A 19,927-nucleotide genomic window follows, 5' to 3' on the forward strand; every position below is an offset into this window, starting at 1 on the left:
GACGACCGCCATTCAGCGGCTGAATGTCGATCCGCTCCAGAATACGCCGCGCGCCGACATTCGCCTTCACCCTTCATCCCGCCAGTGCGCGACGGACGATCAGCGCATAGATCGTCGCCAGATTCTGGAGATCCATCACATCGACTGCTTCGTCCAGCTTGTGCATCGTGCCGTTGTTGAGGCCGAATTCCACCACCGGGCACAAGCGTGACAGGAAGCGCGCGTCGGAAGTCCCTCCGGTCGTCGAAAGCTCCGCCTCCAGTCCCGTCACGTCGCGGATCGCGCCCGTCACCAGTCCGGACACCATGCCGGGCTGCGTCAGGAAGGGTTCGCCGCTGATCTTCGCTTCCACCATACCGCCTTCGGCCGCCGCGATGGCCGTGATCCGCTCGATGAGCGATGCGCCGCTGTGCCGGTCGTTGAAGCGGATGGAGATGCGCGCGGTCGCCGCGCCGGGGATCACATTATGCGCGGCGTTGCCGACTTCCAGATCGGTGATCTCGATATTGCTGGGCTGGAACCAGTCGGTCCCCTTGTCCAGCACTTGCGCCTCTATGGCGGACAGGATGCGGACAAGACGCGGGATCGGATTGTCGGCCAGATGCGGATAGGCGACATGCCCCTGCGTCCCTGCCACGCGAATCCACATGTTGACCGATCCGCGCCGCCCGATCTTCACCACGTCGCCCAGCCGGGCGGTGGAGGTCGGTTCGCCCACCAGGCAAATGTCCGGGTGCAGTCCGCGTGCCGCCATCCGGTCCATCAGCGCCAGCGTGCCGTATACCGCCGGCCCTTCCTCATCGCCCGTGATGATGAGGCTGATCGTGCCGGGCAGGTCGTCGGACAGGCCGTGCAGCGCCGTGACGAAGGCGGCGATCGCCCCCTTCATGTCCACGGCGCCCCGCCCGTAGAGCAGGCCGCCCCGCACCGCCGGCTCGAAGGGGTCGCTGGTCCAGCCCGGCCCTGGCGGCACCACGTCCAGATGCCCGGCAAAGGCGAAATGCGGCCCCGGCCCGGTCGTCCGCCACGCCAGCAGATTTTCCACCGGCCCGTCGGGCGCTTCCCCCGCGACGAAGCGGTCGACGGTAAAACCGAGCGGCGTCAGCATCTCCTCCAGCACGGTGAATACATCGCCGGTGGCGGGGGTTACGGAAGGGCAGGCGATCAGGCGTTTGGCCAAAGCCACCGCGTCGGCATTGGTGCTGGTCATATCCATGCCGCTGCGTTAGCGAAAGCCTTGCCGCTTGACCAGCAGGAGGAGGAAGGCAGCCCATGCCCCGGATCGACCCCACGATCATCCCGCGGAATAACGCGACCGGCTATCCCGCACCTTATGCGAAGGTGGTCGGCGGCCGATGGGTCCGCAGGCTTGGACCCGAATCGGGCCTTTCCGATTTCGGCATTGGCCGCATCCCGTCGGGCAATGCCCATTATTCCGATATCGAGCTGCACTGGTCGCGCGGCAGCTATCGCCGCAAGGATGAAAGCCGCTATTGATGATGCCCCTAGACCGCCGTGCGCTGATCGCGGCCATGGGCGCGGCTCTTGTCGCGGCCGGAGCGCCCGCTGAACGGAACAGCCCCCCAACTTCCCTCGTCAGGCCGCCGCGCCTGCGCCCCGGCGACACGGTGGGCCTCATCGAACCGGCGGGCTTCACCGATGACGCCTTCGACCTCGACCTCGTCAATGACACCACCGCCGCCATGGGGCTGACGCCGAAACCGGCGCGTCATCTGGTGGAACGCCATGGCTATCTGGCGGGGAGGGACGCGGACCGGGCGGCGGATGTGAACGCCATGTATGCCGACCCGGACGTGCGCGCGGTCTTCGCCGTGCGCGGTGGCTGGGGCTGCGCGCGCATCCTGCCCTTCCTCGATTTCAGGGCGATCCGCGCCCACCCCAAGCTGCTGATCGGTTTCAGCGACATCACCGCCCTGCATCTGGCGTTCGCCGCCCAGGCGGGCTTCACTACCATCCACGGTCCCAATGCCTCGGCAAGCTGGCCCGCATTTTCCTGGGACGCGTTCCGCGCGATCGCCTTCGACGGCGCGACGCCCACGCTTGTCAATCCGGTTGGCAAGGAAGACCGGCTGGTCCAGCGCATCGGCCGCATCAGGACTTTTCGTCACGGCAAGGCGAGCGGACGGCTGCTGGGCGGCAATCTCACCGTGCTGGCGGCGCTGATGGGAACGCCGTGGCTTCCCGATTTCACCGGCGCGATCCTTTTCATCGAAGACACGAACGAAGCGCCCTATCGCATCGACCGGATGCTGACCCAATTGGCGTTGGGAGGCGTGCTGGGCAAGCTGGCCGGTTTGGTTTTCGGCCAGTGCACCGGCTGCACGGCGGACGGGCCGTCCTATGGCGGCTTCACCCTGTCGGAAGTGCTGCAACAGCATCTGGAGCCGCTGGGCATCCCTGCCTTCCAGGGCGCTCAGTTCGGCCATGTCGCCAGCCAGTTCAGCCTGCCGGTCGGCGTACGCGCGGAAATCGATGCGGAGGCCGGGACTATCCGGCTGCTGGAACCGGCGGTGGCGTGAACTGACGCCTTTAGGTTCACGCGAAGGCATGGAGCGGAGCCGACATTTTCACCAATGGGTGGCAGCAAACCACCCAAACCCCGACTTTCGGCGTGGGTTTGGAAGCTATCCAATCCTCAAGAACCTATCCCGACCCAGCCAGCGGCACGATATCCACCGGCCTGCCGTTGCGGCGCAGTTCGATCGTGACCATGGGCCGGCCGGCGCCCGCCATGCCCACGGGATCGCCCTGCCGCACGGCTTCGCCGACTGTAGCGGTCAGACGATGCAGCCCGGTGATGAGCGTGGTCCACCCCTGCCCATGGTCGATGATAAGGATCTGGCCATAGCCGCGATACGGCCCGGCAAAGGCGACGCGCCCCGCCGTCGGCGCCACGGCCTGCGCGCCGGCCTGCGCCGCGATGGTGAGGCCGCGCGACCGGACACCGCTGTCGTTCACTTCGCCCATGCCGGTCACGAGCTGGCCGATGACGGGCAGGCGATAGGGCGGCGGGGTGCGGTTCGCGCTGTCCTGCTGCGGAGCGGGGGCCTGCGCCTGATCGGGCCGGGCCGGGCGCGGCAGCGGTCCCGAAAGCCGCGCCAGCTTGTCGCGCACGTCGCCCGCTTCCTCCAGCCGGTCCATCAGGTCGACGATATCCCGCGCCTTTTCCCCAAGCGCCAGCGCACGTTCGCTTTCCAGCCCCGCCGTCGTGCGATAGTCGCGCGCGGCCAGCCGCTTCTGCGCGCCAAGTTGCTCCAGCGCTGCCTGGCGCCGTTTCAGTTCCGCGTGGCCCTGCGCCAGCGCATCCGCCGCCTGCTGCGCCGTCGCTCGCAGCGCGCGGCTGCGATCCAGCTCCTCGCGCAATCCCGCTGTGCGTTCGCGGATCGCCGGCAGCACATTTGCCAGTACCGCGCGCATATGCACCGCGTCCGTCACCGACCCCGGCTGCACCAGCGTCAGCGCCAGCGGCCGCCGCGCCATCATCTGCAATGCGGCGGTCAGGCGCACGACAGGTTCCTGCCGCGCCGCCAGCCGCGCCGCCTGCACCCGTTGCAGCCGCGCGATGATGGCGATGCGGGCCTGCGCCGCCTGAATATCCGCTTCCGATTCCTGTATCCGCGCGGCCATGGCGGCGGCGCGGCGCTGCGCCAGATCGGCTTCGTCGCGGGCGAGCGCCGCCTGTTGTTCGAGGCGCTGCGAACGGTCGCGCGCCTCGTCCGACTGGCGCCGCGCGGCCTTGAGCGTGGTCTGTTCCTGCTCCAGCGTCGTGCCCGCCGTGCCGGGCAGGACAATCGCGCCGCCGTTCGCCGCCGGCAGGCGCGCGGCTCCTGTCGCCAAGGCACCGGCCAGCATCGCAGCAATGCTCCATTTCCAACGCAAGCTCGCGTCCCCGCCCGTCATGCCGGCCAACCTAGAGCATCGCGTGGGAAAGTGGGAACCGGTTTTTCGCCGAAAACAATGCGGCGACAACAGAGGATTGCGCGATATGCTGATACACGTTTTGCGAAGCTGATCTCGGCCAGTGGGCTGGCATGACGGCTGGGGAAATGTCCGCCAATCCATAACCGCCATCGGCCGCAAAGCGCGCCCGCGGGCGAGCAATCGCGCTCAACCTTCGCGATGATAGGGGTGGCCCGCCAATATGCTGCAAGCGCGCCAGAGCTGCTCCGCCAGCATCGCTCGCGCCATCATATGCGGCCATGTCATCGCCCCGAAAGCGATCAGCAGGTCGGCATTGGCCCGATCCGCATCGTCGAAGCCGTCCGCCGCGCCGATCAGGAAGCGGCACTCCCGCGTTCCCGTGTCGCGCCATCCCTCGATACCCCTGGCGAAATCCATGGAGGAAAGTTGCTTGCCCTTCTCGTCCAGCATCACCGTGACGGTGCCGGGCGGCGCTAGGGGCAGCTTGCCGCCCCGGTCGGGCATCTCGGTGATCCGGTGCGGCATGGTCAGCCGCTTCATATAGCGCTCGACCAGTTCCCCTTCGGCCGAGCGCCCGATCTTTCCGCGCGCGATGATGTGGAGCAGCATGGCCGCTCCCTAAACGCTCGCGCCGCGCTTGTCGAACCTGCGTTCAGGCCGTTCCTGCCGTCGGCGCGTCGACAAAGCCCCACATCCGCTCCAGATTATAGAAGCTGCGCACTTCCGGCCGGAACAGGTGGACGATCACGTCGCCCGCGTCGATCAGCACCCAGTCGGCGACCGGCAGCCCTTCGATCCGCGCAGAGCGGCCGGTGGCCTGCTTGATCCGCTCGGCCAGCTTCTGCGCCATCGATGCGACCTGACGGGACGAACGCCCGCTGGCGATCACCATATGGTCGGCAATGCTGCTCTTGCCCTGGAGAGGGATGGAGATGGTTTCCTGCGCCTGGTCGTCGTCAAGCGACTGAAGGACTAGGTCGTGCAGGGCGGCAACGCTGTCGGCATTTTGGGCCGTGTCGTTGGCGGGCTGGGGTCTGGACAAAAAAACTCCTTCTAGACAATCATCCGGCGCGTGAGCGGATCGCGCACACGCGTTTGTTCATATTCGCGATGCCAGAGAGGGTCCGCCTGCCGAAGCAGGGTCGCCGATCTTGGATCAGGGCGAAAGCGCAACAGCACAAGCGCCGGCGGTCTCCAATCCGTCCAGTCTGCACTCTGGCGCGCGGGCCGGACGAAACGCCGCAGCCAAGCCATGGCCTGAGAGCCATGAGCGGCTCCATCATAACCCGGACGGGCGATCACGGCAATGGGCATCTGCCGCGCGATGCCGCGCCAGTCCTTCCATTGGGCGAACTGCACCAGATTGTCCGCGCCCATCAGCCAGATGAAGCGATGCCGCGGATAGCGGCCCCGGATCGCGCGCAGCGTATCGACGGTATAGCGGGTATGCAGTTCACGCTCGATCGCGGTGGCCCGAATCGGCCCCCGCCGCGCCATCGCCCGCGCCCGCGCAAGCCGGGCGGGCAGGGGCGCCATCCCCGCCTGCGGTTTCAGCGGATTGCCCGGCGACACCAGCCACCACACTTCATCCAGCCCCAGCGCCCCAGCCGCGAACAGCGAAATCGCCCGATGCCCCTCATGCGCCGGATTGAAAGAACCGCCAAGAAGGCCGATGCGTGCCATGGCTAATGCCATGCCAGTTGCGGGGGCGGGCTGCAATCTTTGGGGCTTCGAATGACGGCAAACGACCAGAAGCGGACGGGAGAAAGAGGGCCTCTGCAAGGTCCGCTCCCCATCCTGACTAGCCGTAGCCTTACTCCGCCGCATCCGGCAGCGCGCGAATGCTTTCTTCCGCCTGTGAATCGCGGACCAGTGCTTCGAGCGGTTCGACGGCCTCGATCTCCTTGCCGCCCGTTTCCACGTCGAGGTCGCGGAAGCGGCGTCCAGCCGGGAGCACGCTTCGGTCGAAGCTGCCGACGAACTTGTTGTAATTGTCCACCGCGCTGGTGAGGCCGGAGCCGACACGCTTCAAATGCCCGGCCGCCACTGCCAGCCGCTCGTAGAGTTCCTTGCCGAGCTGGCCGACCTGGCGCGCCTGATCCTGCATCCGCGCCTGCCGCCAATGGCCCGCCAGCGTGCGGGCCAGCGGCAGGAAGGTCGCAGGACCGCAGATGATGACCCGGTTCTTGGCCGCGCGCTCCCACAATTCCATGTCCGCCTCCAGCGCGGCGGTGACGAAATTGTCGCCCGGCACATACATGATGACGAAGTCCGGTGCCTTGTCGAACTGCTCCCAATAAGCCTTGCGCCCCAGCGCGTCGGCATGGGTCCGCACTGCGCGCGCATGGTCGGTCATATAGCGGTCGCGCGCCGCCGGATCGACCTGTTCCACCGCGTTGAGATAAGCCTCCAGCGAGCATTTGACGTCGACCACAAGCTGTTGGTCGCCGGGCAGGCGGATGATGAAATCGGGACGCAGCCGCCCTTCCTCGACCGCGACCGATACTTCCTCGCGAAAATCGACGAAGGGGGAAAGGCCCGCCGTTTCGATCAGGTTCTTGAACTGCTGCTCGCCCCAGCGGCCCCGTGTCTTGGGCGCGGCGCGCAGGGCGTTGACGAGCTTGGCGGTTTCCTCGCGCACCTGCCCCTGGCCCAGTTGCACCTGCTGCACCGCCTCGCGCAATTCGGCATAGCTGCCCACGCGCTCCTTCTCCACCCGCGCCAGTCCTTCCTCATAGCGTTTGAGCGTGGTCTCGACCGGCGTGAGCAGGCTTTTGAGTTGCGCCTCGCTCTTTTCATGCGCCTGGGTCAGCCGCTGGTCGGCGCGTTCCAGAAACTGGTTTTGCGCCTGATGCAGCAGCTTGCCGCCAATCTCGCTGAACTGCGCGGAAAGCTGCTCCTTGGCCTCTTTCAGCGCCACGATCTGCGCCTCGAACGCCTCCGCCCGCGCCTGCGCGTCGGATTGCAGCGCCGCCAGTTGCCGCGCCGCTGTCTCCCGCGCTTCGCGCGCCGCATCCAGCCGCTGCTCCAGAGCCGCCGCCTGCGCCACGCGCTCGGCATCCAGCCGCGCCGCCGCCGCAACCCGTTCCTGCGCCGCCGCCAGTTCGGCGATGGCTCCGTTGCGCTGCTGGCTCGCCGCCTCCAGCTTTGCCGCGAGATCCGCTCGTTCCGCGCCCAGCGCCGCCACCGCCTTGCCGCGCAGCATCCAGCCGACTCCCAGCCCCGCGAGCAACGCAATAACGGCAATCAGAATCGGCAGGCTATCCATGCGGCTCGCTTTCGCTTTGTTTCCGCATTTTCCGAGTCGTCAGGTGATTGGCCGCGCTGGCCTGCGGCTCACCCGACTTGAAAATGCTCTGGAACGAAAGGGGAACTTAGCGGGCCGTTCCGCTCTCCGCAAGCAGGCTTTGGCGAAAGCGCGCCAGCCGGTCCACCGCCGCGTCGATCACACCGTCGGCCTTGGAGAAGCACAGCCGCACCAGGCTCGTCACCGTGCCGTCGGGATAGAAGGCGGAGACCGGGATCGCCGCGACGCCCGCTTCCTCGACGATCCGCTCGCAAAAGGTCACATCGTCCATGTCGATGCCCGAAGCGGGCAGGTCGATCGAAAGGAACCATGTCGCCGCGCTTGGCTGAACCACATAGCCCGCCGCTTCCAGCCCTTCGGCCAGGCGGTCGCGCGATTCCTGATAGTCCGCCCGCATCTGCGCGAACCATTCGGCAGGCTTGCCCAGTCCCTCGGCCACCGCCCATTGCAGGTTGGGCGCGGTGGTGAAGGTCAGGAATTGGTGCGCCCGCCCCAGCAGCGCCGCGAGCGCTGGCGCGGCGCACATCCAGCCGACCTTCCATCCCGTGACCGAGAAGATCTTGCCCGCCGACCCGATCTTGACCGTGCGTTCGCGCATTCCCGGAAAAGCCATCAGCGGCCGATGCCCGATGCCGTCGAAGGTCACATGCTCCCACACTTCGTCGCAGATCGCGATCAGGTCGCGCGCCGCGCAGAACCGCGCCAGCAGCGCCAGTTCCCCGTCGCGCATGACGACGGCGGTGGGATTGGTCGGGTTGTTGAGCAGGATGAGACGGGTGCGCTCGCTCGCCGCCGCCTTCAATGCGTCCTCGGTGATCCGCCATTCCGGCGGCGTCAGCGTGATGACCTTGGCCACGCCGCCCGCCCGCTCTATCAGCGGCACGTAGGCGTCGTAGAGCGGCGCCAGCACCAGCACCTCGTCTCCCGGCCCGACCAGCGCCATCAGACTCGCGGCCAGCGCTTCCGTAGCCCCGGATGTGACGATCACTTCCTCCGGAATCAGGTCCAATCCCTGGTGCCGCGCATAATGCGCCGCGATAGCGGAGCGCAGCTCAGGAAGGCCCGCCATGGGCGGATACTGGTTCGATTTGGTCAGCAGCGCATCGGCCGCCGCCTCCAGCACCTCATGCGGTCCTGGCCCGTCGGGAAAGCCCTGGCCCAGGTTGATCGCGCCCAGTTCGCGGGCGCGCATCGACATCTTCTCGAAAATGGTGGTCGTCATGTCCCGGAAAAGGGGGTGGCCGACGGGGTGCGCGATCCTGTCCATGACGCAGCGTTAAGTCTCTTTGTCCCGAAGGGATAGTCCCACCTGTCCTTTAGGCCGGTGCGAATGGTCAGTTCCCGGATATCCGCCGGGAACGCCAGATTCCCTCGACATCCTGGACCAGACGCCAGCGACGCGGTTCGATCATGGCGCCTTTCGCCGTGCGGTAGCCGGGAATGTCCAGCACCATATCCGCGCCCTCTTGCCGCCATTGGGCCAGGACGGTCACGCCGTCGCCGAATTCCACCAGGCATCCGGGCTCCACCCCGCCATCGTCCTCCGGCGCGACGCGTCCGCCGGGAAAGGCATGGCTATGGGTGAAGACGAACCGCATCACCCCTTTCGCTCATTCCCACTCGATGGTGCCCGGCGGCTTCGACGTATAGTCGTACACGACCCGGTTGATCCCCTTCACCTCGTTGATGATCCGCGTCGCGACGCGGCTGAGGAAAGCGGCGTCGAATGGATAGATGTCGGCCGTCATGCCATCGGTCGAGGTCACGGCCCGCAACGCGCATACGCTGTCATAGGTGCGATGGTCGCCCATCACACCCACCGTGCGCACCGGCAGCAGCACCGCGAACGCCTGCCAGATCGCGTCATAGAGGCCCGCATTGCGGATTTCCTCCAGATAGATCGCATCCGCCTTGCGAAGGATGTCGCAGCGTTCCTTGGTGACTTCGCCCGGAATGCGAATGGCGAGGCCGGGGCCGGGGAAGGGGTGGCGGCCCACGAACACCTCCGGCAGGCCAAGCTCCCGGCCCAGCACGCGCACCTCGTCCTTGAACAGTTCACGCAGCGGTTCCACCAGCTTCATGTTCATGCGTTCGGGCAGGCCGCCGACATTATGATGGCTCTTGATCGTGACGCTCGGCCCGCCGGTGAACGACACCGATTCGATCACGTCGGGATAGAGCGTTCCCTGCGCCAGGAAGTCCGCGCCGCCGATCTTGCGCGCCTCGTCCTCGAACACGTCGATGAAGGTCTTGCCGATGAACTTGCGCTTGGCTTCCGGGTCGGTGACGCCCTCCAGCCCCTTGAGGAACAGCGTCTCCGCCTTCACATGGACCAGCGGGATGTTGTAGCTGCCCCGGAACAGGCTCACCACCTGATCCGCCTCGCCCGCGCGCATCAGGCCATGGTCGACGAATACGCAGGTCAGCTGGTCGCCGATCGCTTCATGGATCAGCACGGCGGCGACGGCGGAATCGACGCCGCCCGACAGGCCGCAGATCACCTTCCGGTCGCCCACCTGCGCGCGGATCTCGGCGATCTTGGTCGCGCGGAATTCCGCCATGGTCCAGTCGCCCGCCAGACCGCAGACATGCCGCACGAAATTGGCGAGCAGCTTCGCGCCATCGGGCGTGTGAACGACTTCGGGATGGAATTGCGTGGCGTAGAAGCGGCGCGTTTCATTGGCGGTCACGGCGAAAGGCGCGCCCTCGCTGGTCGCCATCACCTCGAAGCCCGGGGCGAGCCGCGTCACCTTGTCGCCGTGGCTCATCCACACCTGATGCTTCTCGCCCGGCTGCCACAGGCCGTCGAACAGCGCGCATTTCCTATGCACTTCGATGAAGGCGCGGCCGAACTCGCCGCTCTCGCCGCCTTCGACATTGCCGCCGAGCTGCTGCATCATCGTCTGCTGGCCGTAGCAGATGCCCAGGATCGGGATGCCCGCCTCAAAGAAATGCTGCGGCGCGCGCGGGCTGTCCTCCCACATGACGGAGGAGGGGCCGCCCGACAGGATGATGCCCTTGGGCTTCAGCCGCTTGAACGCTTCGTCGGCGCTGTTGAAGGGCGCGATCTCGGAATAGACACCGGCTTCACGGACGCGGCGCGCGATGAGCTGCGTCACCTGGCTGCCGAAGTCCACGATAAGGATGGAATCCTGAAGGGGCAGCGTCATCGAATCGCCTTTGCTTTGACCGGGGGAACGGGATGCCGCGCGGTTAGTGCGCTATGCCGTCCTTGTCCAGCAAAGGCGCATGGCTGCCGCGCCCAGCCAGCCATCCCATCACCGCCGCGCCGCCCAGCACCGCCGCCCCGATGACGAAAGCGCTGCCGATGAAGGGCAGGATCGGGGCAGGCCCGATCGACACCGAATAGACCCATCCGAAGAACAGCGGCGAAGCGATCCCCGCGATGCTCCCCACACTGTTGTTCGCGCCCTGAAGCTGCCCCTGTTCGGTTTCCGACACGCGCTGCGTCATCAGCGACTGGATCGTCGGCATGGCCAGGCCCCACAGCGCGTTGGGGAACATCGCCGCGATGAACAGCCAACCATTGCTCGCCAGCCCCATCGCCAATATGCCGACGGCGCCGAAGGCAAGGCCGATCACCATGGTCGTGCGGTCGCCCAGCCGCTTCACCACCGGCCCGACCAGCATCCCCTGCACGCCCATGTCGAGCAGGCCGACCAGCGCCAGCAGCGTCCCCACCTGCCACGCGCTCCAGCCATAGCGGTCCCCGGCATAAAGCACGAACACCGCCGAAAAGAGATGATGCGCGAAATAGAGGAGGAAGTTGACGATGGCGAGGCTCGACAATTCCGGGTGCGACCGCAGCAGTTTCAATGCGCCGAAGGGATTGGCTCGCCTCCACGAGAAGGCCATGCGCTTTTCCGGCGGCAGCGACTCAGGGAGCACGAACAACCCGTAGAAGAATGCCAGCGTCGACAGCACCGCCGCCGCCCAGAAGGGCGCGCGCAGCGAAAGCTCGCCCAGCACCCCGCCGATCAGCGGCCCAGCGACGAAGCCCGCGCTGAACGCCGCGCCGATCAAGCCATACCCCCGTGCGCGTTCCCCGGGCGGCGTGATGTCCGCCATATAGGCGAAGGTGGAGGTGAAGCTGGACGAAGTGACCCCCGCCAATATCCGCCCCAGCGCCAGCCACCACAGGTCCGGCGCCAGCGCCATCAGCACATAGTCGATCGCCAGGCCCGCGACGGAAATCAGAATCACCGGCCGACGTCCATAGCGGTCGGACAGCGATCCGATCACCGGCGAGCACAGGAACTGCATTCCCGCCCACAGCGCCACGAACACGCCGTTCCACAGGCTCGCCTCGCTAGTGGAGCCGGTCAACGTCTCGATCAGCTCCGGCAGGACCGGAATGACGATCCCCATCGACATGACATCGAGCAGCGCCGTTATCAGAATGAACGCGATGGCGGCGCGATGGCGGGGGGAGGGGACAACGGGCATGGCGGACGGTCCCTAGGCCCAACAAGCCCCTAAGCCAAGGGCGAAGCCATCGGCAGCGGCCCCATGCGAACGCTCCACGCCAGCAGCAGCGCGGAGAAGGCGCAGGCGATCCACAATGCCCGCAGGTCCATGACGGGAAACAGCGCGGCCCCCGCCACCGCGCCCGTCATCAGCCCCAGCCACAGCAGCAGATAGGGCAGCCAGCCAAGGCGTGGGCCGCCGGTCAACGCCGCCGCCAGCGCCTGCCCCAGCTTGACCAGCGCCCCCGTCATATAGGTGACGCCGATGCTGACTTCGCCATTGCGCTGGAACACATTGTTCACCGCGCCCATGGCCGCCGCCATCAGCAGCGTGAGGCCGTTGCCCGCATGGCCCATGACCGTCAGCATTCCGCCGATCCCCAGCAGCAGCGTGACCAGTCCCAGCACCGCCTGCTTGCGCCACTGTCCTGCCACCCGCGCGAGCAGCGCGCCGGCCAGCACGCCGCCGACAAAGGCGCCGATCAGCCCCGCCGCCGTCAGCGCCACGCTGGTTCCGCTGGCCAGCCCAGCGGCCAGCCGCGTCGAATTGCCGCTCATGAAGGATACGAACAGCCCGCCCAGCTTCAGAAACCCCAGCGCGTCGATGAAACCCGCCAGCGCCGCAAGGCCCATCGCCATCACGTGTCGGGGGAAATCATAGCGCCGCATGACCGCTTCTTAAGCCAGGCGTCCCCCGGAAGGGAATGGCTGGTTTACTGCATGGCCACGTCGCGGCTCAGATAGACCTCGGCCACGCGCCCGTCCCGCATCGAGCAGGTGAAGCGGCGCGTCGTCCCGCTGCTGGCGCTCCAGCTTGCGCGCGTCTCGACATCGCCGTCGATATTATAGCCGTAGCCCGTCGCCCGGGGCGCCTCCATATGACGCACCTCGGCATAGCCGCCCTGCGCCTGCGCCTGCGCCTCGTCCCGCGCCGCCACGGCGCAGGCGTCGCTCATCTGCGCGTCATCCTGCCGGTTTACATCGGCCACATCCGAAAAATCTTCGTCCCGCCGATCCGCGCCATAGTCCGTGCCGTCGGCGGGTGGCGGCGCGTCGTAGCTGTCGCCGTCATAGGCGCGCTCGCCATCGGGACCGGAAGCCCGCGCGGCTTTCTTGTCCTTCGCCATGGAGGACGCGACGACTGCCACCGCGCCGATCAGCGCCGCCACGCCGATCGCGTCGCCCACGCCGAATCCGTCGCCATGCCGGTGATGCCAGCGGTCGCCGCCCCAGCCGCCATGGCCATAGCGGGGCCGCGCATCGGCCGGGGAAATGCTTGCCCCGACCATTGCCAGCCCGACCAGCGATCCCGTCATCCAGCGACTCTTCTTCATGTGTCCGGACCTTTCCGATAGGATGCGCTCCCTAGCAGCGGCAGGCTGTCGGAAGGCTGAACATGCCCATGTTGCGGCGGGCCGATGTTGACAGTTTCCGCCCGACTCGCTAGAGCGCGCGCATCCCGAAACGCTGGATGAGCGGCAGTGCAGAGCGCTGACCGTCTTTTTTGCGTCTTGGGTGTCAGTAACATGGCCGTCGTTCCCCTGCCAGGGGTGCTTTCGGCCCGGACGCTTTGAGATGGGGCGGCGCCAACCGCCCCGTGGAGCAGGAGAACAGATTACCATGGCACGTATTGCGGGTGTCAACATCCCGACCAACAAGCGCGTGATCATCGCGCTCACCTACATTCACGGCATCGGCCGCAAGACCGCCGTCGACATCGCCGACAAGCTGGGCATCGACCACAGCCGTCGCGTTCAGGACCTGTCGGACGCCGAAGTCCTCCAGATTCGCGAAGCCATCGACGCCGACCTGACGGTCGAAGGCGACCTGCGCCGCGAAACCGCGATGAACATCAAGCGCTTGATGGACCTGGCCTGCTATCGCGGCCTGCGTCATCGCAAGGGCCTGCCGGTTCGCGGTCAGCGCACGCACACCAATGCGCGTACCCGCAAGGGCAAGGCGAAGCCGATCGCCGGCAAGAAGAAGTAATCGTTGAGGGCCTGTCTCGGCATGGCCCTCCGGCGACTTCTCCATTCAACGATTTCAGTAGGATAGAGCGAAAATGGCACGCGAACCCCAGCGCATCAAACGGCGCGAGCGCAAGAACATCTCGGCGGGCGTGGCGCACGTCAACGCCAGCTTCAACAACACCATGGTCACCATCACCGACGCCCAGGGCAATGCGATCAGTTGGTCCTCGGCCGGCATGATGGGCTTCAAGGGCAGCCGCAAGTCGACCCCCTATGCCGCGCAGGTGTGCGCGGAAGATGCGGGCCGCAAGGCCGCCGAACATGGCGTCCGTACGCTCGAAGTCGAAGTGAAGGGCCCCGGTTCGGGCCGTGAATCGGCTCTGCGCGCGTTGCAGGCCGTCGGTTTCCACATCACTTCCATTCGCGACGTCACGCCGATCCCGCATAATGGCGTGCGTCCGTCCAAGCGCCGCCGCGTCTGATTTCGACGCGACGGTTTACCGGCGGGCGGCGGACGCGTCGCCTGCTTACCCATTTGCATCGGCCGGAACGTCCTGTTGGGTCCAGGATTGAGCGTTTCGGCCCCATCCCCAGGGGAATTACATGACTGTCAACATGAAGAACTGGCAGGAATTGAAGAAGCCCAACGCGCTGGAGATCAAGACTTCCGGCGACGGCAAGCGCAAGGCGACCTTCGTCGCCGAACCGCTTGAGCGTGGCTTCGGTCTGACGCTCGGCAACGCGCTGCGGCGGGTTCTTCTTTCCTCGCTTCAGGGCGCGGCGGTCACTTCGATCAAGATCGAGAACGTCCTGCACGAATTTTCCTCGCTCGCAGGCGTGCGCGAAGATGTGACGGACATCGTCCTGAACGTGAAGCAGATCGCGCTGAAGATGGAAGGTGATGGCCCCAAGCGGCTCCAGCTTTCCGCCACTGGCCCCGCCGAAGTGAAGGCGGGCGACATCGCCGTTTCAGGCGATATCGAGGTGATGAATCCCGATCTGGTCATTTGCCACCTCGACCAGGGCGCGACGCTGAACATGGAGCTGACCGCTGACGTCGGCAAGGGCTATGTCCCGGCTGTCGCCAACCGTCCGGCCGACGCGCCGATCGGCCTCATTCCGGTCGATGCGCTTTATTCGCCGGTCCGTCAGGTCGCCTACAAGGTCGACAATACCCGCGTCGGGCAGGAACTGGACTATGACAAGCTGTCGCTGACGCTTGAAACCGACGGCACCGTTACCCCGGAAGACGCGGTGGCTTATGCCGCTCGCATCCTTCAGGACCAGCTCCAGCTCTTCGTCCACTTCGAGGATGCGCTGCCGACCGCCGCTCCGGCTGCCGGAACGGCTTCTGCTTCGCCGGGCGACAGTGAAAGCGACGCGAACCAGATCAACCGCTACCTGCTCAAGAAGGTGGACGAACTGGAACTGTCGGTCCGTTCGGCCAACTGCCTCAAGAACGACAACATCATCTATATCGGCGATCTGGTCCAGAAGACCGAGGCCGAGATGCTGCGTACTCCCAATTTCGGCCGCAAGTCGCTGAACGAAATCAAGGAAGTGCTGTCGTCCATGGGCCTGCGTCTGGGCATGGACATCCCCGGCTGGCCGCCGGAAAATATCGAGGAAATGGCCAAGAAGCTCGAACAGGAGCTGCTTGGGTAATCAAACGGCAATCGTCCGCTTCGAGCGTGTCGAGAAGCGTTTCTCGATGTCGCTCGAAACGAACGGACCAAGGTGATGGGCACGACCTTAACTGTGCCTGGTATGGGCTACCTCACACGGGCCCTTAACGAACGAAGGAAGACAAAATGCGTCACAAGATCGGTCATCGCAAGCTGCAGCGCAGCGCCGGGCATCGTAACTCGCTGCTCCGCAACCTCGCGGCTTCGCTCATCAAGCATGAGCAGATCCTGACCACCACGCCCAAGGCGAAGGAACTGCGTCCCTACGTCGAAAAGCTCATCACCCTCGCCAAGAAGGGTGGCCTGTCGAACCGCCGTCTGGCCCACGCCCGCCTTCAGGATGACGCGCAGCTTGCCAAGCTGTTCGAAATTCTGGCTGAGCGTTACAAGGACCGCAACGGCGGCTACACGCGCGTCATCAAGGCTGGTTTCCGCGCCTCGGACGCTGCGCCGATCGCGATCATCGAACTGGTCGACCGTGACGTCGACGCCAAGGGCAAGGACTCCGGTCCCGTGCAGGGCACCGACGCGGACGAGTTGGAAGCCGCGTAATATCAAGCCGCTTCCCGGCGGCGCACGATAGCGTTACGGACAGGCCGTGGCTTCGGATGAAGCCGCGGCCTGTTTCATAACTGATACCCGAGTCGAGAGGATGTCCCCGCTTCGCGCTTCAATCCGAATAGGGCGGATTCTGGTCCTGTCGTCGCTCCTGCTGGCGGCGGGGCCTCTACGCGCCGATCCCAGCCCCGCTATGTTGGGCACATCCGCGCGCGGTCTGACCTATCCCGCTACTCCGCGACAGGATCTGGTGGAGGATCATTTCGGCGTGAAGGTGGCCGACCCCTATCGCTGGCTGGAAAACGATCTGCGGACTGATCCCGCCGTCCGGGATTGGGTCGCCCATGAAAATGCGCTCACCCGCCGCACTATCGACGCGCTTCCGGCCCGTTCCATCCTGCGCAACCGTATGCAGGCGCTCTTCTCCCATGGCCGCTATACCGTGCCGCGCAAGGCGGGCGGCCTCTATTTCTACGGCTATAACAAGGGCCTCCAGAACCAGACCCCGCTCTATGTCCGAGAAGGGCTGACCGGCAAGGAGCGCCTCCTCCTCGACCCCAATGACTGGGCGGATGACGGTGCGAGCGCGCTCGCCGAATGGCAGCCGTCGCCCGATGGCCGCTGGCTGCTCTATGCCGTGCAGGAGGCAGGCAGCGACTGGCGCACGCTCAAGATACTGGATGTCGCCACCGGCAAATCCCTTCCCGACAGCGTCCCTTGGGTCAAATTTTCCCAACTGGCGTGGGATGGCCGGGGCGAGGGCTTCTTCTACTCCTGCTTTGCCCCGCCCGGCGACGGCCTGGCCTATCGTTCAGCCAACGAAAACCAGCAGATCCGCTATCACCGCCTGGGCACCGACCTGACGCAGGATCGGATCGTCTATGCGACGCCCGCTCACCCGGCGCTCAGGCACAGTGCGCAGGTGACAAGCGACGGGCGCTGGCTGATCGTCAGTTCCTTCCAGGGCATTGATTCGCGGCGCGAGCTTCACATCGCCGCGCTGGACGGCGGGCCGCTCAAGCTTCGCAGCATGATCCGGGGCATCGACAATGACTGGCGGCTGATCGGTAGCCAGGGGCCGCTGTTCTATTTCATCACCGACAGCTGTGCGCCGCATTTCCGTGTCGTCTCCCTCGACGCCCGCCGCCCGCGCAAGGGCCCGCGTGAGATCATCCCTGAACGGGCGGACATATTGGCGGGTGGATCGCTGGCCGGCAGCCGCTTCATCCTCGCCTATCTGAACGACGCGCAAACCATCGCGGAAATGGTGGAACTGGACGGCCGCCGCGTCGGCGGCGTGCCGCTACCGGGCATGGGCACGGCGGCAGGCTTCGGCGGGCGGGACGGCGATCCCGAAACCTTCTTCAGCTTCTCCGGCTTCACCCAGCCCGCCGGCATTTACCGCTTCGACACGGCGACCCTGCAAACCCAGCCGTTCGCGCTGCCCGATCTGCCGTTCGATCCCGACGACTATGGCGTCGAACAGCGCACATATCCGTCAAAGGACGGCACGCTGATCCCGCTCACCATCATTCGCAAGAAGGCGCTGGCCGACCGCGCCGCCGCCGTGCCCACCATCCTCTATGGTTATGGCGGCTTCAACATCACGCTGACGCCGGGCTATTCCGCGGCCCGCATGGCATGGCTGGAGCAGGGCGGGGCTTATGCCATCGCCGCGCTGAGGGGCGGAGGCGAATATGGCAAGGCGTGGCACGATGCGGGCCGCTTGGCCAACAAGCAGAACGCCTTTGACGACTTCATCGCCGCCGCCGAATATCTGAAAGCTAATGGTTTCACCCCGCAGGACGGCCTCGCCATCGAAGGCCGCTCCAACGGCGGCCTGCTCGTCGGCGCGGTGGTGAACCAGCGCCCCGACCTGTTCGCCGCCGCGCTGCCTGCCGTGGGGGTGATGGACATGCTCCGTTTCGACCGCTTCACGGCGGGGCGCTATTGGGTGGACGATTACGGATCGCCGGAAAAGGAAGCGGATTTCCACCTGCTCTACGGCTATTCGCCCTATCACAACATCCGCGCGGGCAAGGATTATCCCGCCATATTGGTGACGACGGCGGACACCGACGACCGCGTCGTCCCGGCGCACAGCTTCAAATATGCCGCCGCGCTGCAAGCCGCCGATTTGGGCGACCGGCCCCGCCTGCTCCGCGTCGAAAGCCGCGCTGGCCATGGCACGGGCAAGCCGGTCGACAAGCTGATCGACGAATATGCCGACAGCTACGCCTTCGCCGCGCGGTTTACGGGATTGAGGGTTAGCGCCGATCCGAAGTGAACGGAGCGGACACGGTAAGAAATGACCTGTAGCAGAATGAACAATTCGTTTTAAGCTTGAATAATGCAGTCCCGATTTGCGCTCATGCCGTTATTGGTGATGGTTTGCTCACCACTGGCATTTGCTTGCTCTACATATTGGATACCAATTGCTCGGTTTCCCTTGCGCGAGGAGCAAGTTCGTGTTTTGCTGGAAAAAGTAGATCTTGGCGACGGTGAACAGCTTTGGGGTGTCGTTGCACCGATGATTGATCGATCAGGCAGTTCTCGTCTTTTTGATAATGCAATCGACGCTCATTTGGGAAAAGCCCGTCCAAGCAACTATCAATCTGGCGCTTTGCCAATTCCGCCGCCGCCATAGGGCGTATCAGCTTTCCACTCAAAATCTGCCCTCACTCCTTCCCCTGATCCAACCCATCCACTGTCGCATTCCCCTCCGGTTCTCCCTTCAATCCCGCCGCGACCTGCTCCGCCGCCGCCATGACGCGCAGCACATTGCCGCCCGCGAGCTTCGCTATATCCACGTCGCTCCATCCGCGCCGCATCAGCTCCGCCAGCAGTGCCGGATAGCGATCCACGCCGCCAAGCCCCTGCGGCAGGGCGCTCACGCCATCGAAGTCGCTGCCGATGCCGACATGATCGACGCCTGCCACCTTCGCGATATGCTCCACATGGTCTGCGACCTGGCCGATGGTCGTCACCGGCTCCGGATGCGCCTTTTCCCATTCAACCAGCGCCTGCTTCGCCGCTTCGGGATCGCCGATATGCAGCCCGCCAAAGGGCGGCGCGTTGTTGCGCGCGAGCTCCGCGCTGCGATCCGCGTTCCACACCCGCCGCGCTTCCGATACATATTGCGCGGCGAAGTTCACCATCACCACGCCGCCATTCTCCGCCACCTGCCGCAGCACCGCGTCCGATACGTTGCGCGGGGTATTACACAGCGCCCGCGCATTGGAATGGGAGAAGATCACCGGCGCCCGGCTGACCCGCAGCGCATCCAGCATCGTCCCCTCGCTCACATGGCTGAGGTCGACCAGCATCCCCAGCCGGTTGAGTTCGCGCACCACCGCCTCGCCAAAGGGGGTGAGGCCGTCATGCCGGGGATTATCCGTCGCGGCGTCCGCCCAGGCGATCGTCTTCGAATGGGTGAGCGTGAGATAGCCTGCTCCCAGATCGCGATAGGCGCGCAAGACCGCCATGCTGCCGTCGATCTGCCCGCCGCCCTCGACCCCGATCATGGAGGCGATCCGCCCTGCCTTGTGCGCCGCGCGCACCTGCGCCGCCGTGGTGACGAGCTGAAACTGTCCCGGATAGCGGCGGGCGAGGCTGTGGACGAACTCGATCTGCTCCAGCGTGTCCTTGACCTGTTGCAGCTCGGGCTTTTCCGCCGATACCCAGACAGACCAGAACTGCCCGCCGATGCCGCCCGCGCGCAGCCTTTCGATATCGGTATGATAGATTTCGGGGTCGAGGCGGTTCAGGTCCATCGACCATCGCTTGTCGCCCGCCTTGTCGGCCAGCGCCTCCGGCCAGTCATTGTGCCCGTCGATCAGCGGCGTGGTGTTCAGCACCTTCACGATCCGCGCGGCATAGGGATCGGGCGCGGCGTGAACTGAGGGGAGGGCGGCGGCGAACAACAGCGGCAGCGCTGCAAGGCGAAGACTTTTCATAAGCATGGCAGCCTATTGCCCG

The 19,927-nt window shown here is 65.6% G+C and carries 21 protein-coding genes; 7 read left to right on the forward strand and 14 right to left on the reverse strand.

The genetic code is table 11. From position 1 onward, the window contains the following. Positions 1-73: 73 nt before the first annotated feature. A complete protein-coding gene (gene dapE, locus IQ35_RS12430) occupies positions 74-1,216 on the reverse strand; it encodes a succinyl-diaminopimelate desuccinylase (protein ID WP_021244161.1) in 1,143 nt (380 codons plus the stop codon). A gap of 56 nt (positions 1,217-1,272) precedes the next feature. Between dapE and IQ35_RS12435 the strand changes: the two genes are divergently transcribed. Further along, positions 1,273-1,497 (forward strand): hypothetical protein, encoded by a 225-nt coding sequence (locus IQ35_RS12435; protein ID WP_145073878.1) that lies wholly within the window; start codon positions 1,273-1,275, stop codon positions 1,495-1,497. A 2-nt stretch (positions 1,498-1,499) separates the two neighbouring features. Beyond that, complete coding sequence (locus IQ35_RS12440; RefSeq protein ID WP_145073965.1) at positions 1,500-2,540, forward strand: S66 peptidase family protein; 1,041 nt, start codon at positions 1,500-1,502, stop codon at positions 2,538-2,540. A 124-nt stretch (positions 2,541-2,664) separates the two neighbouring features. Here the strand turns inward: IQ35_RS12440 and IQ35_RS12445 are convergent, their stop codons facing one another. From IQ35_RS12445 to IQ35_RS12495, 11 genes are all read right to left on the reverse strand, one after another. Further along, entirely contained in the window at positions 2,665-3,873 is a 1,209-nt protein-coding gene (locus IQ35_RS12445) for a murein hydrolase activator EnvC family protein (RefSeq protein ID WP_021244164.1), read from the reverse strand. A gap of 255 nt (positions 3,874-4,128) precedes the next feature. Next, the gene (locus IQ35_RS12450) at positions 4,129-4,551 is read right to left on the reverse strand and encodes a 23S rRNA (pseudouridine(1915)-N(3))-methyltransferase RlmH (RefSeq protein ID WP_145073881.1); all 423 of its coding nucleotides are present in this window, start codon (positions 4,549-4,551) and stop codon (positions 4,129-4,131) included. A 43-nt stretch (positions 4,552-4,594) separates the two neighbouring features. Then, positions 4,595-4,984, reverse strand: a complete 390-nt coding sequence (gene rsfS / locus IQ35_RS12455; RefSeq protein WP_021244166.1) for a ribosome silencing factor — start codon at positions 4,982-4,984, stop codon at positions 4,595-4,597. Positions 4,985-4,995: 11 nt separating this feature from the next. Further along, positions 4,996-5,625, reverse strand: coding sequence for a nicotinate-nucleotide adenylyltransferase (locus IQ35_RS12460; RefSeq protein ID WP_145073884.1), 630 nt, complete (start codon positions 5,623-5,625; stop codon positions 4,996-4,998). A 130-nt stretch (positions 5,626-5,755) separates the two neighbouring features. After that, on the reverse strand, positions 5,756-7,210 hold the full coding sequence (locus IQ35_RS12465; RefSeq protein WP_145073887.1) for a DNA recombination protein RmuC: 1,455 nt from the start codon (positions 7,208-7,210) through the stop codon (positions 5,756-5,758). A gap of 106 nt (positions 7,211-7,316) precedes the next feature. Continuing rightward, positions 7,317-8,516, reverse strand: coding sequence for an aminotransferase (locus tag IQ35_RS12470; RefSeq protein WP_145073890.1), 1,200 nt, complete (start codon positions 8,514-8,516; stop codon positions 7,317-7,319). A gap of 67 nt (positions 8,517-8,583) precedes the next feature. Further along, complete coding sequence (locus IQ35_RS12475; protein WP_199739952.1) at positions 8,584-8,850, reverse strand: hypothetical protein; 267 nt, start codon at positions 8,848-8,850, stop codon at positions 8,584-8,586. 9 nt (positions 8,851-8,859) lie between these two features. Then, a complete protein-coding gene (guaA, locus tag IQ35_RS12480; RefSeq protein WP_145073893.1) occupies positions 8,860-10,419 on the reverse strand; it encodes a glutamine-hydrolyzing GMP synthase in 1,560 nt (519 codons plus the stop codon). A 43-nt stretch (positions 10,420-10,462) separates the two neighbouring features. Continuing rightward, positions 10,463-11,716, reverse strand: coding sequence for a TCR/Tet family MFS transporter (locus IQ35_RS12485; protein ID WP_145073896.1), 1,254 nt, complete (start codon positions 11,714-11,716; stop codon positions 10,463-10,465). Between the two features lie 29 nt (positions 11,717-11,745). Next, complete coding sequence (locus IQ35_RS12490) at positions 11,746-12,405, reverse strand: YoaK family protein (protein ID WP_145073899.1); 660 nt, start codon at positions 12,403-12,405, stop codon at positions 11,746-11,748. A 44-nt stretch (positions 12,406-12,449) separates the two neighbouring features. Beyond that, the gene (locus IQ35_RS12495) at positions 12,450-13,070 is read right to left on the reverse strand and encodes a hypothetical protein (protein ID WP_145073901.1); all 621 of its coding nucleotides are present in this window, start codon (positions 13,068-13,070) and stop codon (positions 12,450-12,452) included. 286 nt (positions 13,071-13,356) lie between these two features. On the opposite strand from IQ35_RS12495, the gene rpsM reads away from it, so the two are divergent. From rpsM to IQ35_RS12520, 5 genes are all read left to right on the forward strand, one after another. Then, entirely contained in the window at positions 13,357-13,725 is a 369-nt protein-coding gene (gene rpsM, locus IQ35_RS12500) for a 30S ribosomal protein S13 (RefSeq protein WP_020818664.1), read from the forward strand. Positions 13,726-13,798: 73 nt separating this feature from the next. Next, the gene (gene rpsK / locus IQ35_RS12505) at positions 13,799-14,188 is read left to right on the forward strand and encodes a 30S ribosomal protein S11 (RefSeq protein ID WP_004208752.1); all 390 of its coding nucleotides are present in this window, start codon (positions 13,799-13,801) and stop codon (positions 14,186-14,188) included. Between the two features lie 121 nt (positions 14,189-14,309). Beyond that, a complete protein-coding gene (locus IQ35_RS12510; protein ID WP_031290744.1) occupies positions 14,310-15,371 on the forward strand; it encodes a DNA-directed RNA polymerase subunit alpha in 1,062 nt (353 codons plus the stop codon). A gap of 146 nt (positions 15,372-15,517) precedes the next feature. Next, on the forward strand, positions 15,518-15,943 hold the full coding sequence (gene rplQ / locus IQ35_RS12515) for a 50S ribosomal protein L17 (protein ID WP_145073903.1): 426 nt from the start codon (positions 15,518-15,520) through the stop codon (positions 15,941-15,943). Between the two features lie 199 nt (positions 15,944-16,142). After that, complete coding sequence (locus IQ35_RS12520) at positions 16,143-18,236, forward strand: prolyl oligopeptidase family serine peptidase (RefSeq protein ID WP_376699481.1); 2,094 nt, start codon at positions 16,143-16,145, stop codon at positions 18,234-18,236. Positions 18,237-18,366: 130 nt separating this feature from the next. Here the strand turns inward: IQ35_RS12520 and IQ35_RS12525 are convergent, their stop codons facing one another. Together IQ35_RS12525 and IQ35_RS12530 are read right to left on the reverse strand one after the other, a co-directional pair. Next, positions 18,367-18,618 (reverse strand): hypothetical protein, encoded by a 252-nt coding sequence (locus tag IQ35_RS12525; RefSeq protein ID WP_145073908.1) that lies wholly within the window; start codon positions 18,616-18,618, stop codon positions 18,367-18,369. 9 nt (positions 18,619-18,627) lie between these two features. Next, entirely contained in the window at positions 18,628-19,905 is a 1,278-nt protein-coding gene (locus IQ35_RS12530; RefSeq protein WP_145073910.1) for a dipeptidase, read from the reverse strand. Between the last annotated feature and the right edge of the window lie 22 nt (positions 19,906-19,927).

Source organism: Sphingobium wenxiniae (assembly GCF_007830065.1).
GTDB classification, from domain to species: Bacteria; Pseudomonadota; Alphaproteobacteria; order Sphingomonadales; family Sphingomonadaceae; genus Sphingobium; species Sphingobium wenxiniae.